Here is a 16,041-nt window from a genome sequence, read left to right as displayed (position 1 = left end):
GGTCTGGCGAGCCGCCAAAATCTTACAAACCGCTGCGCACCCGCCCTAGCGCCCGCGAGAGTGCAGACGCATCTTTGTAGCCCGATGCGCGGGCTGCACCTTTCAGCCCACTGCCTGACTGCACCGCTCGCTGGGCGATCAGCAAGCGGAGCTGCGTCAGGTATTTGTCCGGCGTGGTGCCCATGGCGTCTTTGAATCGGGTGGCAAAAGCGGTGCGCGACATGCCCGCCCGCTCAGCTAATGACTCCAGCACCCAGCCGGTGCTGGGCTGCTCATGCATGGCTACCAGCGCAAGTGCAATGCGCGGATCGCTCAAGCCCGCAAACAAACCTTGGCGTGTGTGCGGTTGGGCCACCAAGTGGCGCAACAGCCCAATAAACAGCATGTTGCCTGCACTCGCCACCATGGCGGACTGCCCGCAGCGCGGTGCTACCAGTTCGTCATACAGCAGTTGCACCGCCAAAGCTAGGGCGTCGTCTGCCCCGCGCAGTGGAATCACGATCGCCTGTGCAAACTCGCGCAACAACATGGGGGCGCCGGGGCCGTCCAAATGAATTCGCAAGCTAGCACTCGGCGTGTCCACGGCTTCGCGACCGTCAGCCTGTGCAACCACTAAGCTGTGGGGCGTGTGGGAGTCTTCCGATGCCAACAGACCAATCGACAAACAGTTGGGCTGCCCTTGGCGTTGCGCATGGGGTGCCCCCAGCTCTACGCGTGGTGCGGCAGCCTGCAACAGGGCACTGAGTCGGTCCAGCTGGGTGTTAGTGGGCAAGCAGGTGGTGGGCATGTCTGAACGAAATGCAATCAGTAGTGAACCTTTGTTTGCTTGGGTACTACAGAATGCCTGCTTTACTCGACCGATTAGAAAGAAGCCCCATGCGATCACAGTCCCTCATGCCCCGTTTTCCCGTACCCGCCCTGAACGTGGCGCTGACCACTGGCGGCCGTTTTGTACTGGGTGCCAACCCGGGCGACAACTTTGACCTGCTGGTGTTTTACCGTGGGCTGCACTGCCCCGTGTGCGCCAAATATTTGCTGGAACTCGAGCGCCTCATGCCTGAATTTGCGAGCCGGGGTGTGCAGGTCGTGGCGATCAGCAGCGACGACGCAGACCGCGCTCAGCAAATGGCCACCAAGGTCAACGCCCAGAGCGTCAAGTTTGGCTACGGCTTGAGCCTCAAGGCCGCGCGCGAGTGGGGCCTCTACATCAGCACCTCGCGTGGCAAAACATCCATCGGCATTGAAGAGCCCGCCCTGTTCTCGGAACCCGGGGTTTTTATGGTGCGCCCTGACGGCACGCTGTACTACGGCGCGGTGCAAACCATGCCGTTTGCGCGCCCGCAGTTCCAAGACCTGATCGGTGCCATCGACTTCGCGCTGGCGAAAGACTACCCCGCGCGCGGGGAGTTCACCGGCCCGGTGTGAGCCCCAAAGACCCGGCGTGTCCACCACGCCAGGTCGCTTAGCACATCAGCTGCTTGCGCGCGCGGTGCAAGCCCACAAACAGGCAGTTGGCAGATATTTGCAGGCGTTCGCACACTTCTTCAGAGCTGGCGTCTCCCAGCAAACGCAGCTGCACAATGTCTTGCAGTGTGCGCGGCAGGGTAGCAATGCGGCCAAGCGTGTGGCGCAGGCGTTCGCGTTGCTCGGCGACTTCGTCAGGGCGGGGGCGCGGGCACTCCAGGTGGGTGCTGTGGCCCGCTTCGCTATCGCCTTCGCCGTCGGTCTCTGCGTCCAGCGTGGTGTCGCAGCGGGCACTGGTGCGAATCAAATCCACCACCTTGTGTTTCAGCACGGCGGTGAGCCAACTGCGCAGGGCACTGCGACCGGCAAAGCGCGCATGGCCCGACATGACGGCCTCAAACACGTCGTGCACCACGTCTTCGGCCTGGGTGGCGTCGCGCAACTGGCGTCGGGCGTAGCGCACCAGGTACTCGCGGTGCGGCACCAAGTCGGCCCAGCCCAAAGACACGTCTTCCTGGCCCAAGATAGGTTGCACAGCCAGCGAAGCGGCGGCAAACGTGGCAATGGAAGGGTGTGATCCGGTGGGCAATAAGGGTGCGGTCATCATGGCGGGCTCCTGGTGGGCCTGTCGGGGGATGCTCAGGCCATGGATAGATTGTGCGTGCCCAAGCTCACACCTCGCTCCCGAAATATCACAGCCAGATAACAAATGCGTAAGAATCTGCCCGCTCACGCGACCATAGGCGCTATGGACAGCAAAAGAATCCTCGTGGCCGAGGACCAAACCGATATTCGCGATGTGCTGGTCATGAACCTGCAAAGCGCGGGCTACGCTGTATCCAGCGTGGCTGACGGGCGCGCCGCGCTGCACGCAGAAACCGATCAAGCGCACGACCTCTTGATCTTGGATTGGATGATGCCCGGGCTCGACGGGCTAGAGCTGTGCAAAACCCTGCGCGCACGCGGCAACAGCACCCCCATCCTCATGCTCACCGCCAAATCCACTGAGCTGGACCGCGTGCTAGGGCTGGAGCTGGGCGCTGATGACTACCTGACCAAGCCCTTCTCGCTGGCCGAGTTGCTGGCCCGAGTCAAAGCGCTGTTGCGGCGCTCTGACCTGATGCGCCAGGCACAAGGCGCGCAGACCCATGGCGGCGAAACCCTGCGCAATGGCGCGTTGCATATCGTGCCCAGCAAACGCCAAGCCGTGCTGCGCGGGCAGGGGCTCAACTTCACCGCGCTGGAGTTTGACTTGCTGCTGTATTTCACCCAGCACCCGGGGCGGGTGTTTTCCCGCTCGGAGTTGCTCAACGCCGTGTGGGGCTACAGCCATGACGGCTACGAACACACCGTCACCACCCACATCAACCGCCTGCGCGCCAAGCTAGAGCACGACCCGCTGCGCCCCGAATACATCCTGACGGTGCGTGGCGCGGGCTACAAAATGCGCGACATCCCGTTGCACCACACGGCATGACCGTTCGCTTCAAGATTGCGCTCACCATCCTGCTCACGGGCCTCTTTACGGTGCTGGGGGTGCTGGTGGTGGTGGGCTTGGCGTTCAAGCAGTTTGAGCACGAAAGCGCCTACTACCGCGCCAGTGTTTTTCTGGATCGGGTCGTGGCCAAGCACAGCGACATGTTCGCCATGCAAGACCGGTATCAAGAAAACTTTGACGGCTTTTTAGGCAACCTGGTTCTTTTTGAGCCGGGCACCCAGATTTACCTGCTCGACAGCCAAGGCACCGTCAAGGCATCGTCCACAGAAGACGCCTCCACCCATGGGGTGAAAGTCGCGTTAGGTCCGGTGCAAGAGGCGGCTGGCACCAAGCCCATGCCCTATGTCATGGGCGACAACCCCGAGAGCGGCGCCGCAGCCACCATCGTGGCGGCTCGCGCCCTGTATCGCAACTCTATTGGGCAGCACGCTGCCCCCGATGGCTATTTGTATGTCGTGTGCGACAAGCCTTTGCTCACGCCCAGCAACTGGATGGCGCTGCAAAGCACGTTTGCACTGCCTACTGTGGTGCTCATCTTCATGGTGGTGGGGCTGGGCACGCTGATGGCGGTGTGGGTTATCAGCCATGTAACGCGCCCGTTGGCCCGCATTACCACTGCGCTCGCCCATGTCACCCAACATGGCTTGCCCATCATGCCGCCCGCTACTGCCCAAGAGGGCCAGCCCAACGCGCCCCCGCCACTGCCCGACGACCTGTGGGGCGCCGCTGCCACCAGCAAAGACGAGCTGGGTCAATTGCACAACGGCATTCGCGCCATGCTGCTCGCACTGCGCGCGCAGTGGAGCCTGTTGGCCCGGCTGGACCACTTCCGCCGCGAGGCCGTGAGCAACCTGTCGCACGACCTGCGCTCACCGCTCACCGCCACCGCGGCCTGCCTGGAGACCCTGGAAACCCGCTGGGCGCAGCAAGCCCAGCACAGCGCAGACCTGCCCTTAGTGCAAACCGCCCTGCGCAACACCCGCAACGCGGCGCGCCTGGTGCAGTCCATGGGCGACTTGGCGCATCTCGACGAGCCCGCGTTTCAACTCAAGCCCCAAGTCATGGACTTGGGCGAGCTGCTGGACGACATCGCACTTCGCTTCGGGCCACGTGCCCAGCAGCAAGGCATGGTGCTTGCCGTGTTGCCCACCGACCTGGCCGACCCGCCTTGCGCTGCGGTGGATGTGGAGTTGATCGAGCGTGCGTTGTCTAACTTGCTGGACAACGCGCTCAAGTTTTGCCGCACCGGCGACACCATCACCTTGGCCGCACAGCGTCAGGGCGCTGAGTGGGTCGCGCTGCAAGTGCGCGACACCGGACCCGGCATAGCCCAGGCCGATCTGCCCCAACTGTTTGAGCGCTACTACCAAAACAAAGCCAACGTGGCGCCTGCAACCGGTGAGGGCGGCAAAGGCTTGGGGCTAGCCATTGTGAAACGCATTACCGAGCTTCACGCCGGCCGCGCTGAAGTCCACAGCAGCCAGCCCGGGGGTACCACTGTTTCGCTGGTGTTGCCGGTTTGTAGCGACCTGCATGCCGCAGGGGCGCAGGTTTAGCCTAGGCTTTTTTCCAAAGCACCAGGCCAATGCCACCCAAGATAGCGGCGCCCGACAGCGCCATGGGCACGGTAGCCGCCTCGCCCAACAGCAGCACCCCGCCCACCGCTGCAATCACCGGCACACTGAGCTGCACTGTGGCGGCGTGGGTGGCTTGCAGTGTGGGCAGCACCCGGTACCACACCGCGTAGCCCACACCCGATGTCAGCGCGCCCGAGGCCACCGCATACAGCAGGCCGCTGGTGGTGATGTGCAACTGCGGCAGCGCCACCGCACTGAGCGCCAGCGCCATCGGCACCGTGCGGATGAAGTTGCCCGCCGTAACCGCCGTAGGGTCTGTGCCACCCTTGGCCGCGTGGCGGCGCCCCAAGAGCGAATAAGCGCCCCACGCCACACCGGCACCCAACATGGCCGCCGAGCCCGCCAGGCCCGGCGCTGCCACACCCGGCAGCATCAGCACCACCAAGCCCGCCACTGCCAACGCAAAACCCGCCAGCTGCTGCAGGCTCAAGCGCTCACCGCGGGCGAGGCCCCAGGCAATCATCGTGGCCTGCACCGCCCCAAACAGCAGCAGCGCCCCCGTGGCCGCCGACATGCTGAGGTAGGCCCACGAAAACCCCGCCGCATACACAAACAGCGCCAGTGCCGACCAGCCATCGCCCGGCAGCCGCCTCGTGCGCTCTGCCTGTGGGCCAGGCTTGCGCTGCAGCCACACCAAAACCGCCAGCGTGATGGCACCAGACACCAGCCGCACCGTGGTGAAGCTGGCCGCATCGATAGCGCCACCCTTGAGCGCCACGCGGCACAACAGCGAGTTGCCCGCAAAGGCCAGCATGGCCAGCGCGAGTAGAGATAGGTTGAAAAGAGAACTCATTGCCAAGCAGTGTACGCGTGGGGCGATTTATGTATGACATTGGCCTCTAGCCCTCGTGGAATATGCGCAAGTAGCTACTAAAAGCGTAGCAAGCCCATTGCCCCAAACCTACTGCTGCAAACTTAGAACGAAGACCCCGGTTCGCTCAGATAAGCCAGCTCCTCGAGGGTGGAGGTGCGGCCCAGGATGGCGTTGCGGTCGGGCAGTGATTAAGCCGGGGGCAATGCTTCAAGTTGACGCTTCAACTCAGGAAGAGCAGTCTGAACCGTGTCCCACACCACTTCAAGGTTGATGTCTAAGTAGCCATGGGCAATGCGGTTGCGCATGCCCCGCATGCTGCGCCAAGGGATTTGCTTGTGCTGCTCTACAAAAGCAGGATGCTGATCCATCACCTTGGTCGCCGCTTCACCGAGAACGATCAGGCTCATCACCACCGCTTGCTGTGTGCGCTTGTCTTGCATGAAGTCGGCCTGAGCCATGCCCTCCGTGAACGATTGCGCATCGGCAATCGCTTGCCGCATATGGTCCACATAGTCAGCCAGACGGTTCACTGTCATACAGGCCGGGCCTCCTGGGCGACTATGTCGCGGAACTTGGCAGGCAGGTCTTGGAGGGTGAGTACATCGACAGACACGCCAAGCAACTCTTGCAACTCGTCTTGCAGGCCGCCCAGATCGAACAGCGTGGTTCCAGGCAAGGTGTCTACCAACAGATCCAGGTCGCTGCCATCGCGGTCATCCCCGCGCATGGCAGAGCCAAACACCCTGGGGTTCGCCACGCGATAGCGTGCTGCGGCAAGGCAGACGGCATCGCGGTGTTGGCTAAGGGCTTGAGAGGGGCGCATGGGGGCAGTTTACCGGAGCAGGCTATTTATGTGTCAAATTGACATCTAGCCCACGTGGAATATGCGTAAGCAGCTACCAAAAGCGTAGCAAGTCGCCTGCCGCAAACCTAGAACGAAGACCCCGGTTCGCTCAAGAAAGCCAGCTCCTCGGGCGTGGAGGTGCGGCCCAGGATGCCGTTGCGGTGGGGGTAACGGCCGAAGCGGTCGATGATGGCTTTGTGGCGCAGCTCAAAGCGCAGGGTGTCTTCCATGCCCGGCTGGTCAAACAGCAGCGCCGCTTGCGCGTGCACCAGCGCGGACTCGCTGTGCATGTAGGGCATGTAGGCAAAGCTGCGCTGCGCCAGGGGCAGGCTGCGGTCCTGCCCACTGGCCACCAGCTCTTGCGCAAGCACCAGGGCCAGCGCATCCTGCGCAAAGGCGCGGGGGGTGTCGCGGTACACATTGCGCGAGAACTGGTCCAGCACCAACACCTCCGCCAGCCGCCCCTCGGGCGTGGCGCGCCAGGCAAACAGCTCACACCGCGCCGCAGCCTCCAGCATGGCGCCGAAACGGGTGCGAATGGCTTCGTCCAAGGCAGCGTCTTTGGCGAAGTGTTGCTTGGGGGTTAGTTCCGTGAACCAGAAGTGGAGGATGGATTGGGGTTGCATGGTCATCAGTATATGAAGGCTCTGTTTGTGTGACAAATCGGTTCCTAGCGCCCGTGAAACGTGCGCAAGAAGCTACGAAATGTGTAGCAACAACACATGATCTATCGGATGTATCTTTGGCCGACTTTCGTCACGCGGTCAAACGTAAAAACGTGCTCCTGCGGCACTTCAGTACAGCAGCCAAATATGCGACGGTGTTGGCTACCTTGCCCAAACCTTAGCTCGATTGCGGCAGCGCAAATCGGGCAGACGGCTGAATATCTGACTAAACGGAAGTAACGGTGGTCGCCGTCCTTTACCAAGTCGAGGTGAGCTGGGTCTTCACTCAGCTTAATCAGCGTATCACTGGCGAAACCGACTCTGTCCTCAACAAGCCACAGAAGTGGTCTGATTTGGTGTCGCCAAATAACCAAAATTAAGAATGTTAAGAGAAAGAAAACTGCAAGGTCATTAGTTTGAAGTGGGCGATTTACTTTCTGCATCTGAAAGATGAGAAGGCCGCAGGATATTAGTGCGATGACCGAAGTTACCAAGCCAAGTGCCCATAAACCTCCACGCCATGACCGAGATTTAAATGCACCTGATCCCATAATTATTTTCCCGAACCAACTTAGTTTGATTTCTCCGGGAGCAGTCACCGAATATTCAATCTGATGAGACTCGTCGCTGGCGGTGACGACTTCGAGTTCTTTTGAGTTTTCAATTACATATGGCTTTAGATACCACATGGTCTTATGTCTGCCAGTGGATGCCCGACATTCGAGCATCAAAAAATAGGAATGACCTTGCTTTAAGAAGTACTCTTGAATGTATTTTTTTCGTACCTGAAGAAACTGTTGGGGCTTGGCTCTCGTAAACCATTTCTTTGCATCTTCGTAATCCAAATATTCCCCGGGACGACAAATCTCTGCTAATTCGGCCACATCAAATTCGCGCTGCTCAGCGTTGGGGCTGTCTGCCCGTTTCAAGGTCTCTTGAGCCAAGGCATCCAAAATCCTCCAGGCATTGCTCGCAACGGGTTCTTCCGTCAACCAAGCAATAAAACATTGCACCAACTCTCTCATTCAACCCTCCCTGAACCGGTATGAAGGTGGTTTGTGGCTGGTTGCGCCGCCTGCCACCCGGAAAGACCTCCCCAACTTTTTTACTGGAGCGCTCTCATGTCAAATCAATTTGCTTTTAACGAGTTTAATCAACTAGTGCACGTGAGGGAGGTTGCTCGCGGCAGCGCCTGCCAGTGCCGCTGCGTAGTGTGCAATGAACCACTTGTGGCTAGGCAGGGCGAAGTGAGGCAACACCACTTCTCCCACGCATCAAACTCAGAGCCATGTGAATCAAATCACGAATCGCTTCTACACCGCTATGCCAAACAGCTAATCGTGGAAGCGCGTGGGCTCGTTGCGCCGGTTACGCCACCTGTAGCCCAATATTTTGGCTGGAGCGTCGAGGCTGATAAGGCCATATTGCAAGCACTGGGGCCTGTGGTTGAGGAATATGCCATCGGCAATCTACGTCCTGACATATTGTTGGTGACTACAGATGGTTTGCAGGTCGCTGTGGAGATTGCCTATTCATCATTCTGCGACATATTGAAAGCTGCAGAACTGGCACAACTGAAACTACCGACACTGGAAATAGACTTGAGCGCATTCACTCCCGAAGAGTTCGATCCAGTGCTGGTCAAAGAGATGATTATTGGCGCAGTGGATAGGAAAAAATGGATCTGGCCGGTGGAGCTGCCAGTTGAGTTAGCAGATAGTAATTTGCCCATACAGCCAGCACCAAAACAATACTTACCCGAAGAGAAAATATTCTTCTCTGGACGATGGGTGTCTATCCGTCAATTCAAAAGTGGAGATATCGCCGTCAAATGCGTCAAATTCGACCCGGACTTGGTTTCACTCATCAAGTCGGTCTGCAAGCCACATGGGGCCCGCTACAACATGCAATACAAAACTTGGAATGTGCCGCGCTGGGCAGCAAATATCGTGAGGCGTGACTTAGAGCAAAAGGCGCGGACGATGCAGATAACTATGGGGCCTAAGTCCAGCTGAATCGAGCCTTGTCACCCGCAATCTACAGGGGCTCGGGTGGTGTTGCGGGAGACATTGCGCGAGAACTGGTCCAGCACCAACACCTCCTCCAGCCCCCCTCTGACGTGGTGCGCCATCCAAATAGCTCACACTGCGCCGGAGCCTCCAGAATGGCGCCGAAGCGGGCGCCTATGGCTTCGTCCACAAGGCAGCATCTTTGGCGAAGTGCTGCTTAAGGGCTAGCTCTTCGAACTAGAAGTGGAGGATGGCTAAAGGATTGATATTCAAAAATTCGAATGCAATTTAAGGCAAAATAGATTTAAATTAATTTGTTTATATGTGTGTGGTTTGATAACTTGATCTTGATTCGGGTATAACGAATTCTGAATTTTCTATCAAATCAACTTGAGCATTAACAACACGATCGGTCACATCCTTGATGATGTTAAATCGAGTTTCAAGTTCGATACCATTGGTTCTTTCGCCTACATTGTGTGCACTTTCGCGTCCGTGCGCAACTTTGTTTCTTGTATCGACCAATTCATCAATATATTGACGTTCTCGCGGGCTGGGTAGAACGGATGCTGGAAGGCAAATACAAGTACACACGTCAATAAGCGTATTGGTCCAGATGTTTTGCAAATATTCACCGAATAAGGTGTTATTTATTTCGGATGTCTTATCTGAGCTTATCGAGTCGAAAATTTCGATTCGCTTTTTCCATCTTTTGTCGGATTTAATCGTTGGGTATGCTTGAAATAAATGATTTAAACCGACTGTTAAAAATCGAGACTCTAGTTCATTCAACTTAACTTTTTTCTGGGCCGCTAGTTGCAGCGTATTCTGAATTGAATGGTTTATCGAAAATTCGAAAGCAGAGTAAAGGTGAACATAAAACAACCCTCGAAGCGTTTTTGTATCGCTAGAGGTACTGGGCTGCTCTGTTCCTTCCCTAGCTTTAATTAGGGAGAGAAAATCTCTTACTTGTTGAAAGCGTTCGTCAATCGAACTACTTACAGAACCATGGCTCATGTTTCTAGCAAGGCATTGCGAACGTATTCAATTCTTCCAACTACCATTTTCCTACTGTTCGTAGCGCCAGTGGTAAATCTTCGAAGTTTTTTGTCTTCTAATAACGTTGGAAAGATTTCCTTCCTCAACTCGTCGGTACCGCCTAGTTCGCGGATAGCCAAAGCGGTGCCAACTGCGATAGCCTCGTATAGGTTAACAGGGGTGATGGACCTATTACCTCTGACGATACCAGTTGGTAAACATTCTTTTAGTAGAGTAAATGTGTCCATAAACAGCGAGCGCGCATTCTTGCTTGGTCCTGTATCTATCAGGCTCTTCATGTAGTCATTTAGGAAGTGTTTTACGCTGTGGTCGAAATCAGAATAGTTATCGAGAAAAGCAAAGAAGCGAAGGATGAATTCTTCTGCTGTCCCATTGGATTCGTCACTTGTTTTAAGTTTGACAACTGCCTTAACTAGTGGTTTGTTTGCTTGCTGCTTGAGGAATTCATTGAACTTGCCTTGAAAAATGCAATTCCTGATCTCTTGTTGAGTAAGTGATACCCCACCGGTATTTAGGCGCTCAAACAAATCAAAGCGAACATCATTGTCGCTCTTGTCGTTTAAAACTGTTACTTTGATTGGGCGCGTTAGAAAATGTAGTTGAATAGATTTGGGTAGTTCACTAAATGAAGATTCATTCAACTCGCTCAGCTTTTCCAAGCCGACAAGTTTTAGCGGCACTATTTTTCTAATTCTTTCGCGATCCTTGTCTTGGCCACAGTAATTGATCAAAGTGCAAAGCCTCTGAACTCCATCCACTACGTCCCAAGTTGCATCAGCATTGGTCGCCATGTAGATGCTTGGAATTGGTATCCCCAGGAATACAGATTCAATTAATTGCGACTGACGTTCTTCTTCCCAAAGAAATTGGCGTTGATAGTCGGGATAGATATCTAATTCAGCATCAGAGAACATGTCCACAAGTTGCCGAACCGTTATGTCATAGCTATCAAAGGAAACTGTTCGTCTTTCAGCTTGTAGCTGGTCCTGGAATTCAGCAAAATTGATCATCGAATTGTTCTCTTTGTGAATCGACTAAGTAAGGGTTACTTTCCCCAAGAATCCTTCAACCCCACAGCCAAGTTAAACACCGGCTTGTCCGCCTTGTGGTCCACGCGATCCGCCACAAAGTACCCATGCCGTTCAAACTGGAACTTCTGGTCGGGCTGCGCGTTGGCCAGTGATGGCTCCACGATGGCCGTGACCACCTTCAGGCTGTTGGGGTTCAGGCTCTCCAGGAAGTCTTTGCCGCCCGCGTCGGGCTGGGCGTCGCTGAACAGGCGGTCGTACATGCGCACTTCGGCGCGCACGCCGTCAGCCACGCCCACCCAGGTGATGGCGGCTTTCACCTTCACCAGGTCGGCGCCGGGGGTGCCGCTCTTGGTGTCGGGCACCACGGTGGCCAGCACTTCGGTGATGACGCCATTGGCGTCTTTGGTGCAGCCGGTGCACTCAATCACATGGCCGCCCTTCAGGCGCACTTTGTTGCCGGGGAAGAGGCGCTTGTAGCCCTTGGGGGGCACTTCTTCAAAGTCTTCGCGCTCGATCCACACCTCTTTGCCGATGGTGAAGTGGCGTACCGGTGATTCGGTGCCTTCGGGCGGGTGGGGCAGGGCGGGCATGCTGCATGCGTCCAGATAGGCGTCGCCACCTTGTGCGGCAAACACCTCGCCCCAGTTGGTCAGCACCAGCTTCACGGGGTTCAGCACGGCCATGCCGCGGTGGGCGGTGTTTTCCAGGTCTTCGCGCAGGCAGCCTTCCAAGGTGCTGTAGTCGATCCAGCTGTCGCTCTTGGTCACGCCAATGCGTTCGGCAAACAGTTGGATGGCGGCGGGCGTGTAGCCACGGCGGCGCAGGCCGACGATGGTGGGCATGCGCGGGTCGTCCCAGCCGCTGACTTTGCCTTCATTCACCAGCGCGGCCAGCTTGCGTTTGCTGGTAATCACGTAGGTGAGGTTCAGGCGGGCAAATTCATATTGCTTGGGCGCGGGGGCGGCCAGCAGGCCGCTCTCGCACAGGCGGTCCATCAGCCAGTCGTAAAACGGGCGCTGGTCTTCAAACTCCAGCGTGCAGATGCTGTGGGTGATTTGCTCCAGTGCGTCCTCAATCGGGTGCGCAAAGGTGTACATCGGGTAAATGCACCAGGTGTCACCCGTGTTGTGGTGCGTGGCACGGCGGATGCGGTAGATGGCCGGGTCGCGCATGTTGATGTTGGGGCTGGCCATGTCGATCTTGGCGCGCAGCACCATGCTGCCATCTTCATGCTTGCCATCGCGCATTTCGCGAAAGCGGGCCAGGTTCTCGGCAAGCGTGCGGCTGCGGAAAGGGCTGTCCACACCGGGCTTGCCGAAGTCGCCACGGTTCACGCGCATTTGCTCGGGCGTTTGCTCGTCCACATAGGCGTGGCCGGCTTCAATCAGCGCCTCGGCGGCGCGGTACATAAAGTCAAAGTAGTCGCTGGCCTGGTAGGGGGCCACGCTGTAGTCGCCCTGGCTGCCGTTCCAGTCAAAGCCCAGCCACTTCACCGCATCGATGATGCTGTTGACGTATTCGGTGTCTTCTTTTTCGGGGTTGGTGTCGTCAAAGCGCAGGTGGCACACGCCACCGTAGTCGCGCGCCAAGCCGAAGTTGATGCAGATGCTCTTGGCGTGGCCTACGTGCAGGTAGCCATTGGGCTCGGGCGGAAAGCGGGTGCGGATTTTGGCGGGGTCGGGCTCGCCTTTGGCGTGGTGCGCGGCGTCGCCGGGGGTGCCGGCCCAGCGGCGTTGGGCGTAGGTGCCTTTTTCGAGGTCAGATTCGATGATCTGGCGCAAAAAGTTGCTGGGCTTGACGGTGTCTGTCGCTGTGTTCGCGGGGGTGGGGGTGCTCATTCGCAGATTTTAGACGCCGCATCTTGCGTCTCGCCCTGCGAGGGCGCCTGACGGGCTTGTGTCAGAAGACTCCGGTACTATGTATTTGTTGCATTTTTTACAATTTTCAGAATTTGATGACTGATTCCACCGGAATTGCTGTGAGCGCTTATTTCGCCGAAGACTTGGCGCGCCTGTACGAGCAGTCGCCCTTGCATGTGGTGTTGTATGACCCGCAAGACGTGGTGCGCTATGCGAACCCCTCGCATTGCATTGACTTTGCCATGGCGCGGGATGTGCCCATTTCGTGGCCCGACATGATGCGCCAAAGCTTTGCCACAAAGGTGGGCGCGGCAATTCAGACCGACGACATCGAGGCGTGGCTCATGTCTGCCAAGGCGCGGCGGGGCAAGCTACCGTTTCGCACCTTTGAGGCCGATTTGTACAGCGGCCGCTGGATGTACATCACCGAGACCATGGACGACCGGGGTTGGATGCTGAGTGTGGGCTTTGACATAACCGCCCTGCGCGCTAACGACCGCTCGTTGCGCCAAGCGCGCGGCGGTGCCTTGCGCGCAGCCCAGGTCGATGCGCTGACCGGCGTGAGCAGCCGCGCCCATGTGCTGGAGCAGCTTGATTTGCGCTTGAGCCAGTTGCGCAGCAACCAGCAGGCCTGTGGCTTGGTGCTGCTGGACCTGGACTACTTCAAAAAGATCAACGACACCTATGGCCACAACGCGGGGGACGAGGTGTTGCAGCGGTTTGCCCGCTTGGTAGTGCGTTCGCTGGGGCGCAATGATGGGTTTGGCCGCATCGGGGGTGAGGAGTTTTTGCTGCTCTTCCCGCAAGCCACACCCTCTGATACCGTAGCCAAGGTGCAAGCTATTTTGGGGGTTGTGCGTGAGTCGTCGCCGCTGCCGGAGGTGCCGCGCTTTCACCACACGTGCTCTGCGGGCCTGACTATGCTGGACCCGGCCCTGAGCAGTATCGAAAACATGCGCAACGCCGACCGCGCCCTATACGCCGCCAAGGGCGCTGGCCGCGACCGGCTGATGTGGGCCTGAGGGCCTTTAGGCCGTGGCCCGCTGGTTCCAGCCGGTGAGCTGCACCAGTCGCTCCAGCGCAAAGGCGCCCAGCACCGAGTTGCCTTTGGCGTCCAGCTCGGGCGCCCACACCGCCACGGTGCCCACGCCGGGGGCAATGGCTACAATGCCGCCGCCCACCCCGGTTTTGACTGGCAGGCCGATGCGGTAGGCAAAGTCGCCAGCGGCGTCGTAGGCGCCGCAGGTGAGCAGCAGGGCGTTGACGCGGCGGGCTTCGTCGGCGCTTAAAAACTGTTCGTCCGGCCGGCCATCGCGGCCGAGGTCGCGGCCGGCGTTGGCCAGAAACATGGTGGCCTGGGCGAGCTGGGTGCAGTTCATCTCGGTGGCGCATTGGCGGCAGTAGTTGTCCAGCACCAGCTCGGGCGGGTTGGCAAAGTTGCCATAGCTTTTCATAAAGTAGGCCATGGCCATGTTGCGGTGGGCCGTGTCGCGCTCGCTCTTGGCTACAGCCGCGTTCCAGCTCAGGTCGGGGTCGTCGGTCAGGCGGCGCAGGGCGCCCAAGAGTGCGTAGTCGAGGTGGGCGTAGCGGGTGGTGAGGATGTCGGTAATGACTAGCGCACCGGCATTGATAAACGGGTTGCGCGGAATGCCGTGTTCGGTTTCGAGCTGCACCATCGAGTTAAATGCCGCGCCCGAGGGCTCGCGGCCCACGCGCCTCCACAGGTCTTCGCCAATGGCCTTGAGCGCCAGCACAAAAGTAAACAGCTTGGTAATGCTTTGCAGCGAGAACGGGGTGTGCGCATCGCCTACCGAGCAGGTGCTGCCGTCTACCAGCGCCACCGCCATACCAAACTGCCGGGGCGGCACTTGGGCCAGCGCGGGAATGTAGTCGGCCACCTTGCCTTGGCCGAACAGGGCGCGGGCTTCGGTGTTGATTTGGGCCAGGGCGGTGGTGAGGGTGTGCATGGTTTCATTCTAGGAGTGGCCTTGTGGTACATATGCAGGCCAACCACAGGGGGGATGCGCAATGCACATCAAAGACGACACAGACACGGCTGATTTGCCGGTTGCGCTGCGCTTGCAAGATTTGACCGAGGCTGCCCGCGACGGCGTGATCACCGAGACGCAGGCCCAAGCCTTGTGGCAGCGCTGGCGCCATGGCGTGCAGCCGGTGGCTGCGGGGCCGGGGTTCAGCTTTGTGAATGTGCTGTATTACTTTGGCGGTTTGCTGGCCATCGGCGCCATGACGCTGTTCATGACCCTGGGCTTCCAGCAAATGGGCCCGACCGCGCTGATGGTGCTGGGTGCCCTGTACCTGTTTGCTGCGCTGGAGGTGGCAGATTATTTCAAGGCGCGCAGCCTGCCGGTGCCGGCCGGGTTGATGGCTACCTTGGCGGTGTTTTTGGTGCCGCTGATTGTTTGGGGGGCACAGCACTTGATGGGCTGGTGGCCGCCGGGCGGGCCGGACTCGTTGGCCAGCTATCACACGCGGATTGACTGGCGTTGGATCACCCTGGAGATGGCCACCCTGGCAGCCGGTGTGGTGATGTTGTGGCGTTACCGGTTGCCTTTTATGGTGATGCCGCTGGCACTCACGCTGTGGTACCTGAGCATGGATGTGGCCAACATGCTGCTCTTGGACCATCGCTGGGAGTGGGAGTTCATGCGCGATATGTCGCTGGTGTTTGGCATCGGCACAGTGGCGGTGGCCCTGTGGGTGGATGTGCGGACCCGTTTGTCCCAAACGGCCGAGTGGCGGCAGGATTTTGCGTTTTGGCTCTATATTTTTGGCACCACCATGTTCTGGTGCGGCCTGAGCCTCAACGACTCGGGCTCCGAGCTGGCCAAGCTGGGTTACTGCGCGCTGAATGTAGCCATGGTGCTGGTGGGGGCGGCCATCGGGCGGCGTGTTTTCACGGTGTATGGCGCCCTCGGGGTGATGCTGTACTTGGGCCACCTCTCGCACGAGGTGTTTCGGGATAGTTTCATGTTTCCGTTTGCACTCACTGTGTTGGGCTTGGGCCTGGTGGCGCTGGGTGTGTGGTGGCAGCGCCATGAAAGCACCATCGCTGCACGTTTAAGCCGCTTTGTACCGCAAGGGTTGCAACCCCGCACCTGAGAGTTAAATGCCACATGAATGTGGCGCACATAAAAAAAGCG

The 16,041-nt window shown here is 58.4% G+C and carries 17 protein-coding genes; 6 read left to right on the top strand and 11 right to left on the bottom strand.

Annotated elements, in window-relative coordinates; genetic code table 11:
- Positions 1-22: 22 nt before the first annotated feature.
- Entirely contained in the window at positions 23-787 is a 765-nt protein-coding gene (locus tag U5L73_RS14560; protein ID WP_322563014.1) for an AraC family transcriptional regulator, read from the bottom strand.
- A 107-nt stretch (positions 788-894) separates the two neighbouring features.
- Between U5L73_RS14560 and U5L73_RS14555 the strand changes: the two genes are divergently transcribed.
- The gene (locus tag U5L73_RS14555; protein WP_322563013.1) at positions 895-1,425 is read left to right on the top strand and encodes a peroxiredoxin-like family protein; all 531 of its coding nucleotides are present in this window, start codon (positions 895-897) and stop codon (positions 1,423-1,425) included.
- Positions 1,426-1,462: 37 nt separating this feature from the next.
- Here the strand turns inward: U5L73_RS14555 and U5L73_RS14550 are convergent, their stop codons facing one another.
- The gene (locus U5L73_RS14550; protein ID WP_322563012.1) at positions 1,463-2,068 is read right to left on the bottom strand and encodes a sigma-70 family RNA polymerase sigma factor; all 606 of its coding nucleotides are present in this window, start codon (positions 2,066-2,068) and stop codon (positions 1,463-1,465) included.
- A 144-nt stretch (positions 2,069-2,212) separates the two neighbouring features.
- On the opposite strand from U5L73_RS14550, the gene U5L73_RS14545 reads away from it, so the two are divergent.
- Positions 2,213-2,941 (top strand): response regulator transcription factor, encoded by a 729-nt coding sequence (locus U5L73_RS14545; RefSeq protein WP_322563011.1) that lies wholly within the window; start codon positions 2,213-2,215, stop codon positions 2,939-2,941.
- Positions 2,938-4,518 carry a HAMP domain-containing sensor histidine kinase gene (locus tag U5L73_RS14540; protein WP_322563010.1) on the top strand — a complete coding sequence of 527 codons (1,581 nt, stop codon included), beginning with the start codon at positions 2,938-2,940 and terminating at the stop codon, positions 4,516-4,518. The genes U5L73_RS14545 and U5L73_RS14540 overlap by 4 nt, the downstream gene beginning before the upstream one ends.
- A gap of 1 nt (position 4,519) precedes the next feature.
- Here U5L73_RS14540 and U5L73_RS14535 read toward each other — a convergent pair whose 3' ends face one another.
- The 5 genes from U5L73_RS14535 to U5L73_RS14510 form a co-directional block, all read right to left on the bottom strand.
- Entirely contained in the window at positions 4,520-5,392 is an 873-nt protein-coding gene (locus U5L73_RS14535; protein WP_322563009.1) for a DMT family transporter, read from the bottom strand.
- Between the two features lie 209 nt (positions 5,393-5,601).
- Positions 5,602-5,949, bottom strand: a complete 348-nt coding sequence (locus tag U5L73_RS14525; RefSeq protein ID WP_322563008.1) for a DUF86 domain-containing protein — start codon at positions 5,947-5,949, stop codon at positions 5,602-5,604.
- Positions 5,946-6,236 carry a nucleotidyltransferase family protein gene (locus U5L73_RS14520; protein ID WP_322563007.1) on the bottom strand — a complete coding sequence of 97 codons (291 nt, stop codon included), beginning with the start codon at positions 6,234-6,236 and terminating at the stop codon, positions 5,946-5,948. Before U5L73_RS14520 ends, U5L73_RS14525 begins: the two co-directional genes overlap by 4 nt.
- 107 nt (positions 6,237-6,343) lie before the next feature.
- On the bottom strand, positions 6,344-6,883 hold the full coding sequence (locus tag U5L73_RS14515) for a DUF924 family protein (RefSeq protein WP_322563006.1): 540 nt from the start codon (positions 6,881-6,883) through the stop codon (positions 6,344-6,346).
- Between the two features lie 101 nt (positions 6,884-6,984).
- On the bottom strand, positions 6,985-7,947 hold the full coding sequence (locus U5L73_RS14510; protein WP_322563005.1) for a hypothetical protein: 963 nt from the start codon (positions 7,945-7,947) through the stop codon (positions 6,985-6,987).
- A 96-nt stretch (positions 7,948-8,043) separates the two neighbouring features.
- Here U5L73_RS14510 and U5L73_RS14505 point away from each other — a divergent pair, with 96 nt between their 5' ends.
- The gene (locus U5L73_RS14505) at positions 8,044-8,937 is read left to right on the top strand and encodes a competence protein CoiA family protein (protein WP_322563004.1); all 894 of its coding nucleotides are present in this window, start codon (positions 8,044-8,046) and stop codon (positions 8,935-8,937) included.
- A 312-nt stretch (positions 8,938-9,249) separates the two neighbouring features.
- Here U5L73_RS14505 and U5L73_RS14500 read toward each other — a convergent pair whose 3' ends face one another.
- From U5L73_RS14500 to U5L73_RS14490, 3 genes are read right to left on the bottom strand one after another with little or no spacing between them, the layout of a single operon-like run.
- On the bottom strand, positions 9,250-9,948 hold the full coding sequence (locus U5L73_RS14500) for an MAE_28990/MAE_18760 family HEPN-like nuclease (RefSeq protein ID WP_322563003.1): 699 nt from the start codon (positions 9,946-9,948) through the stop codon (positions 9,250-9,252).
- A complete protein-coding gene (locus U5L73_RS14495; RefSeq protein WP_322563002.1) occupies positions 9,945-11,000 on the bottom strand; it encodes a DUF262 domain-containing protein in 1,056 nt (351 codons plus the stop codon). Before U5L73_RS14495 ends, U5L73_RS14500 begins: the two co-directional genes overlap by 4 nt.
- A 35-nt stretch (positions 11,001-11,035) precedes the next feature.
- Positions 11,036-12,859, bottom strand: coding sequence for a glutamine--tRNA ligase/YqeY domain fusion protein (locus tag U5L73_RS14490; protein ID WP_322563001.1), 1,824 nt, complete (start codon positions 12,857-12,859; stop codon positions 11,036-11,038).
- 116 nt (positions 12,860-12,975) lie between these two features.
- On the opposite strand from U5L73_RS14490, the gene U5L73_RS14485 reads away from it, so the two are divergent.
- Positions 12,976-13,902 (top strand): GGDEF domain-containing protein, encoded by a 927-nt coding sequence (locus U5L73_RS14485; protein WP_322563000.1) that lies wholly within the window; start codon positions 12,976-12,978, stop codon positions 13,900-13,902.
- A gap of 6 nt (positions 13,903-13,908) precedes the next feature.
- Here the strand turns inward: U5L73_RS14485 and U5L73_RS14480 are convergent, their stop codons facing one another.
- Positions 13,909-14,847 carry a glutaminase gene (locus U5L73_RS14480; RefSeq protein ID WP_322562999.1) on the bottom strand — a complete coding sequence of 313 codons (939 nt, stop codon included), beginning with the start codon at positions 14,845-14,847 and terminating at the stop codon, positions 13,909-13,911.
- Positions 14,848-14,908: 61 nt separating this feature from the next.
- On the opposite strand from U5L73_RS14480, the gene U5L73_RS14475 reads away from it, so the two are divergent.
- A complete protein-coding gene (locus U5L73_RS14475; RefSeq protein ID WP_322562998.1) occupies positions 14,909-16,000 on the top strand; it encodes a DUF2157 domain-containing protein in 1,092 nt (363 codons plus the stop codon).
- Positions 16,001-16,041: the final 41 nt, after the last annotated feature.

This window comes from Rhodoferax sp. (assembly GCF_034520025.1).
GTDB lineage: Bacteria > Pseudomonadota > Gammaproteobacteria > Burkholderiales > Burkholderiaceae_C > Allorhodoferax.
Note: the sequence above shows the minus strand (reverse complement) of the source record. Positions and strands in the feature narration are given on the sequence as shown.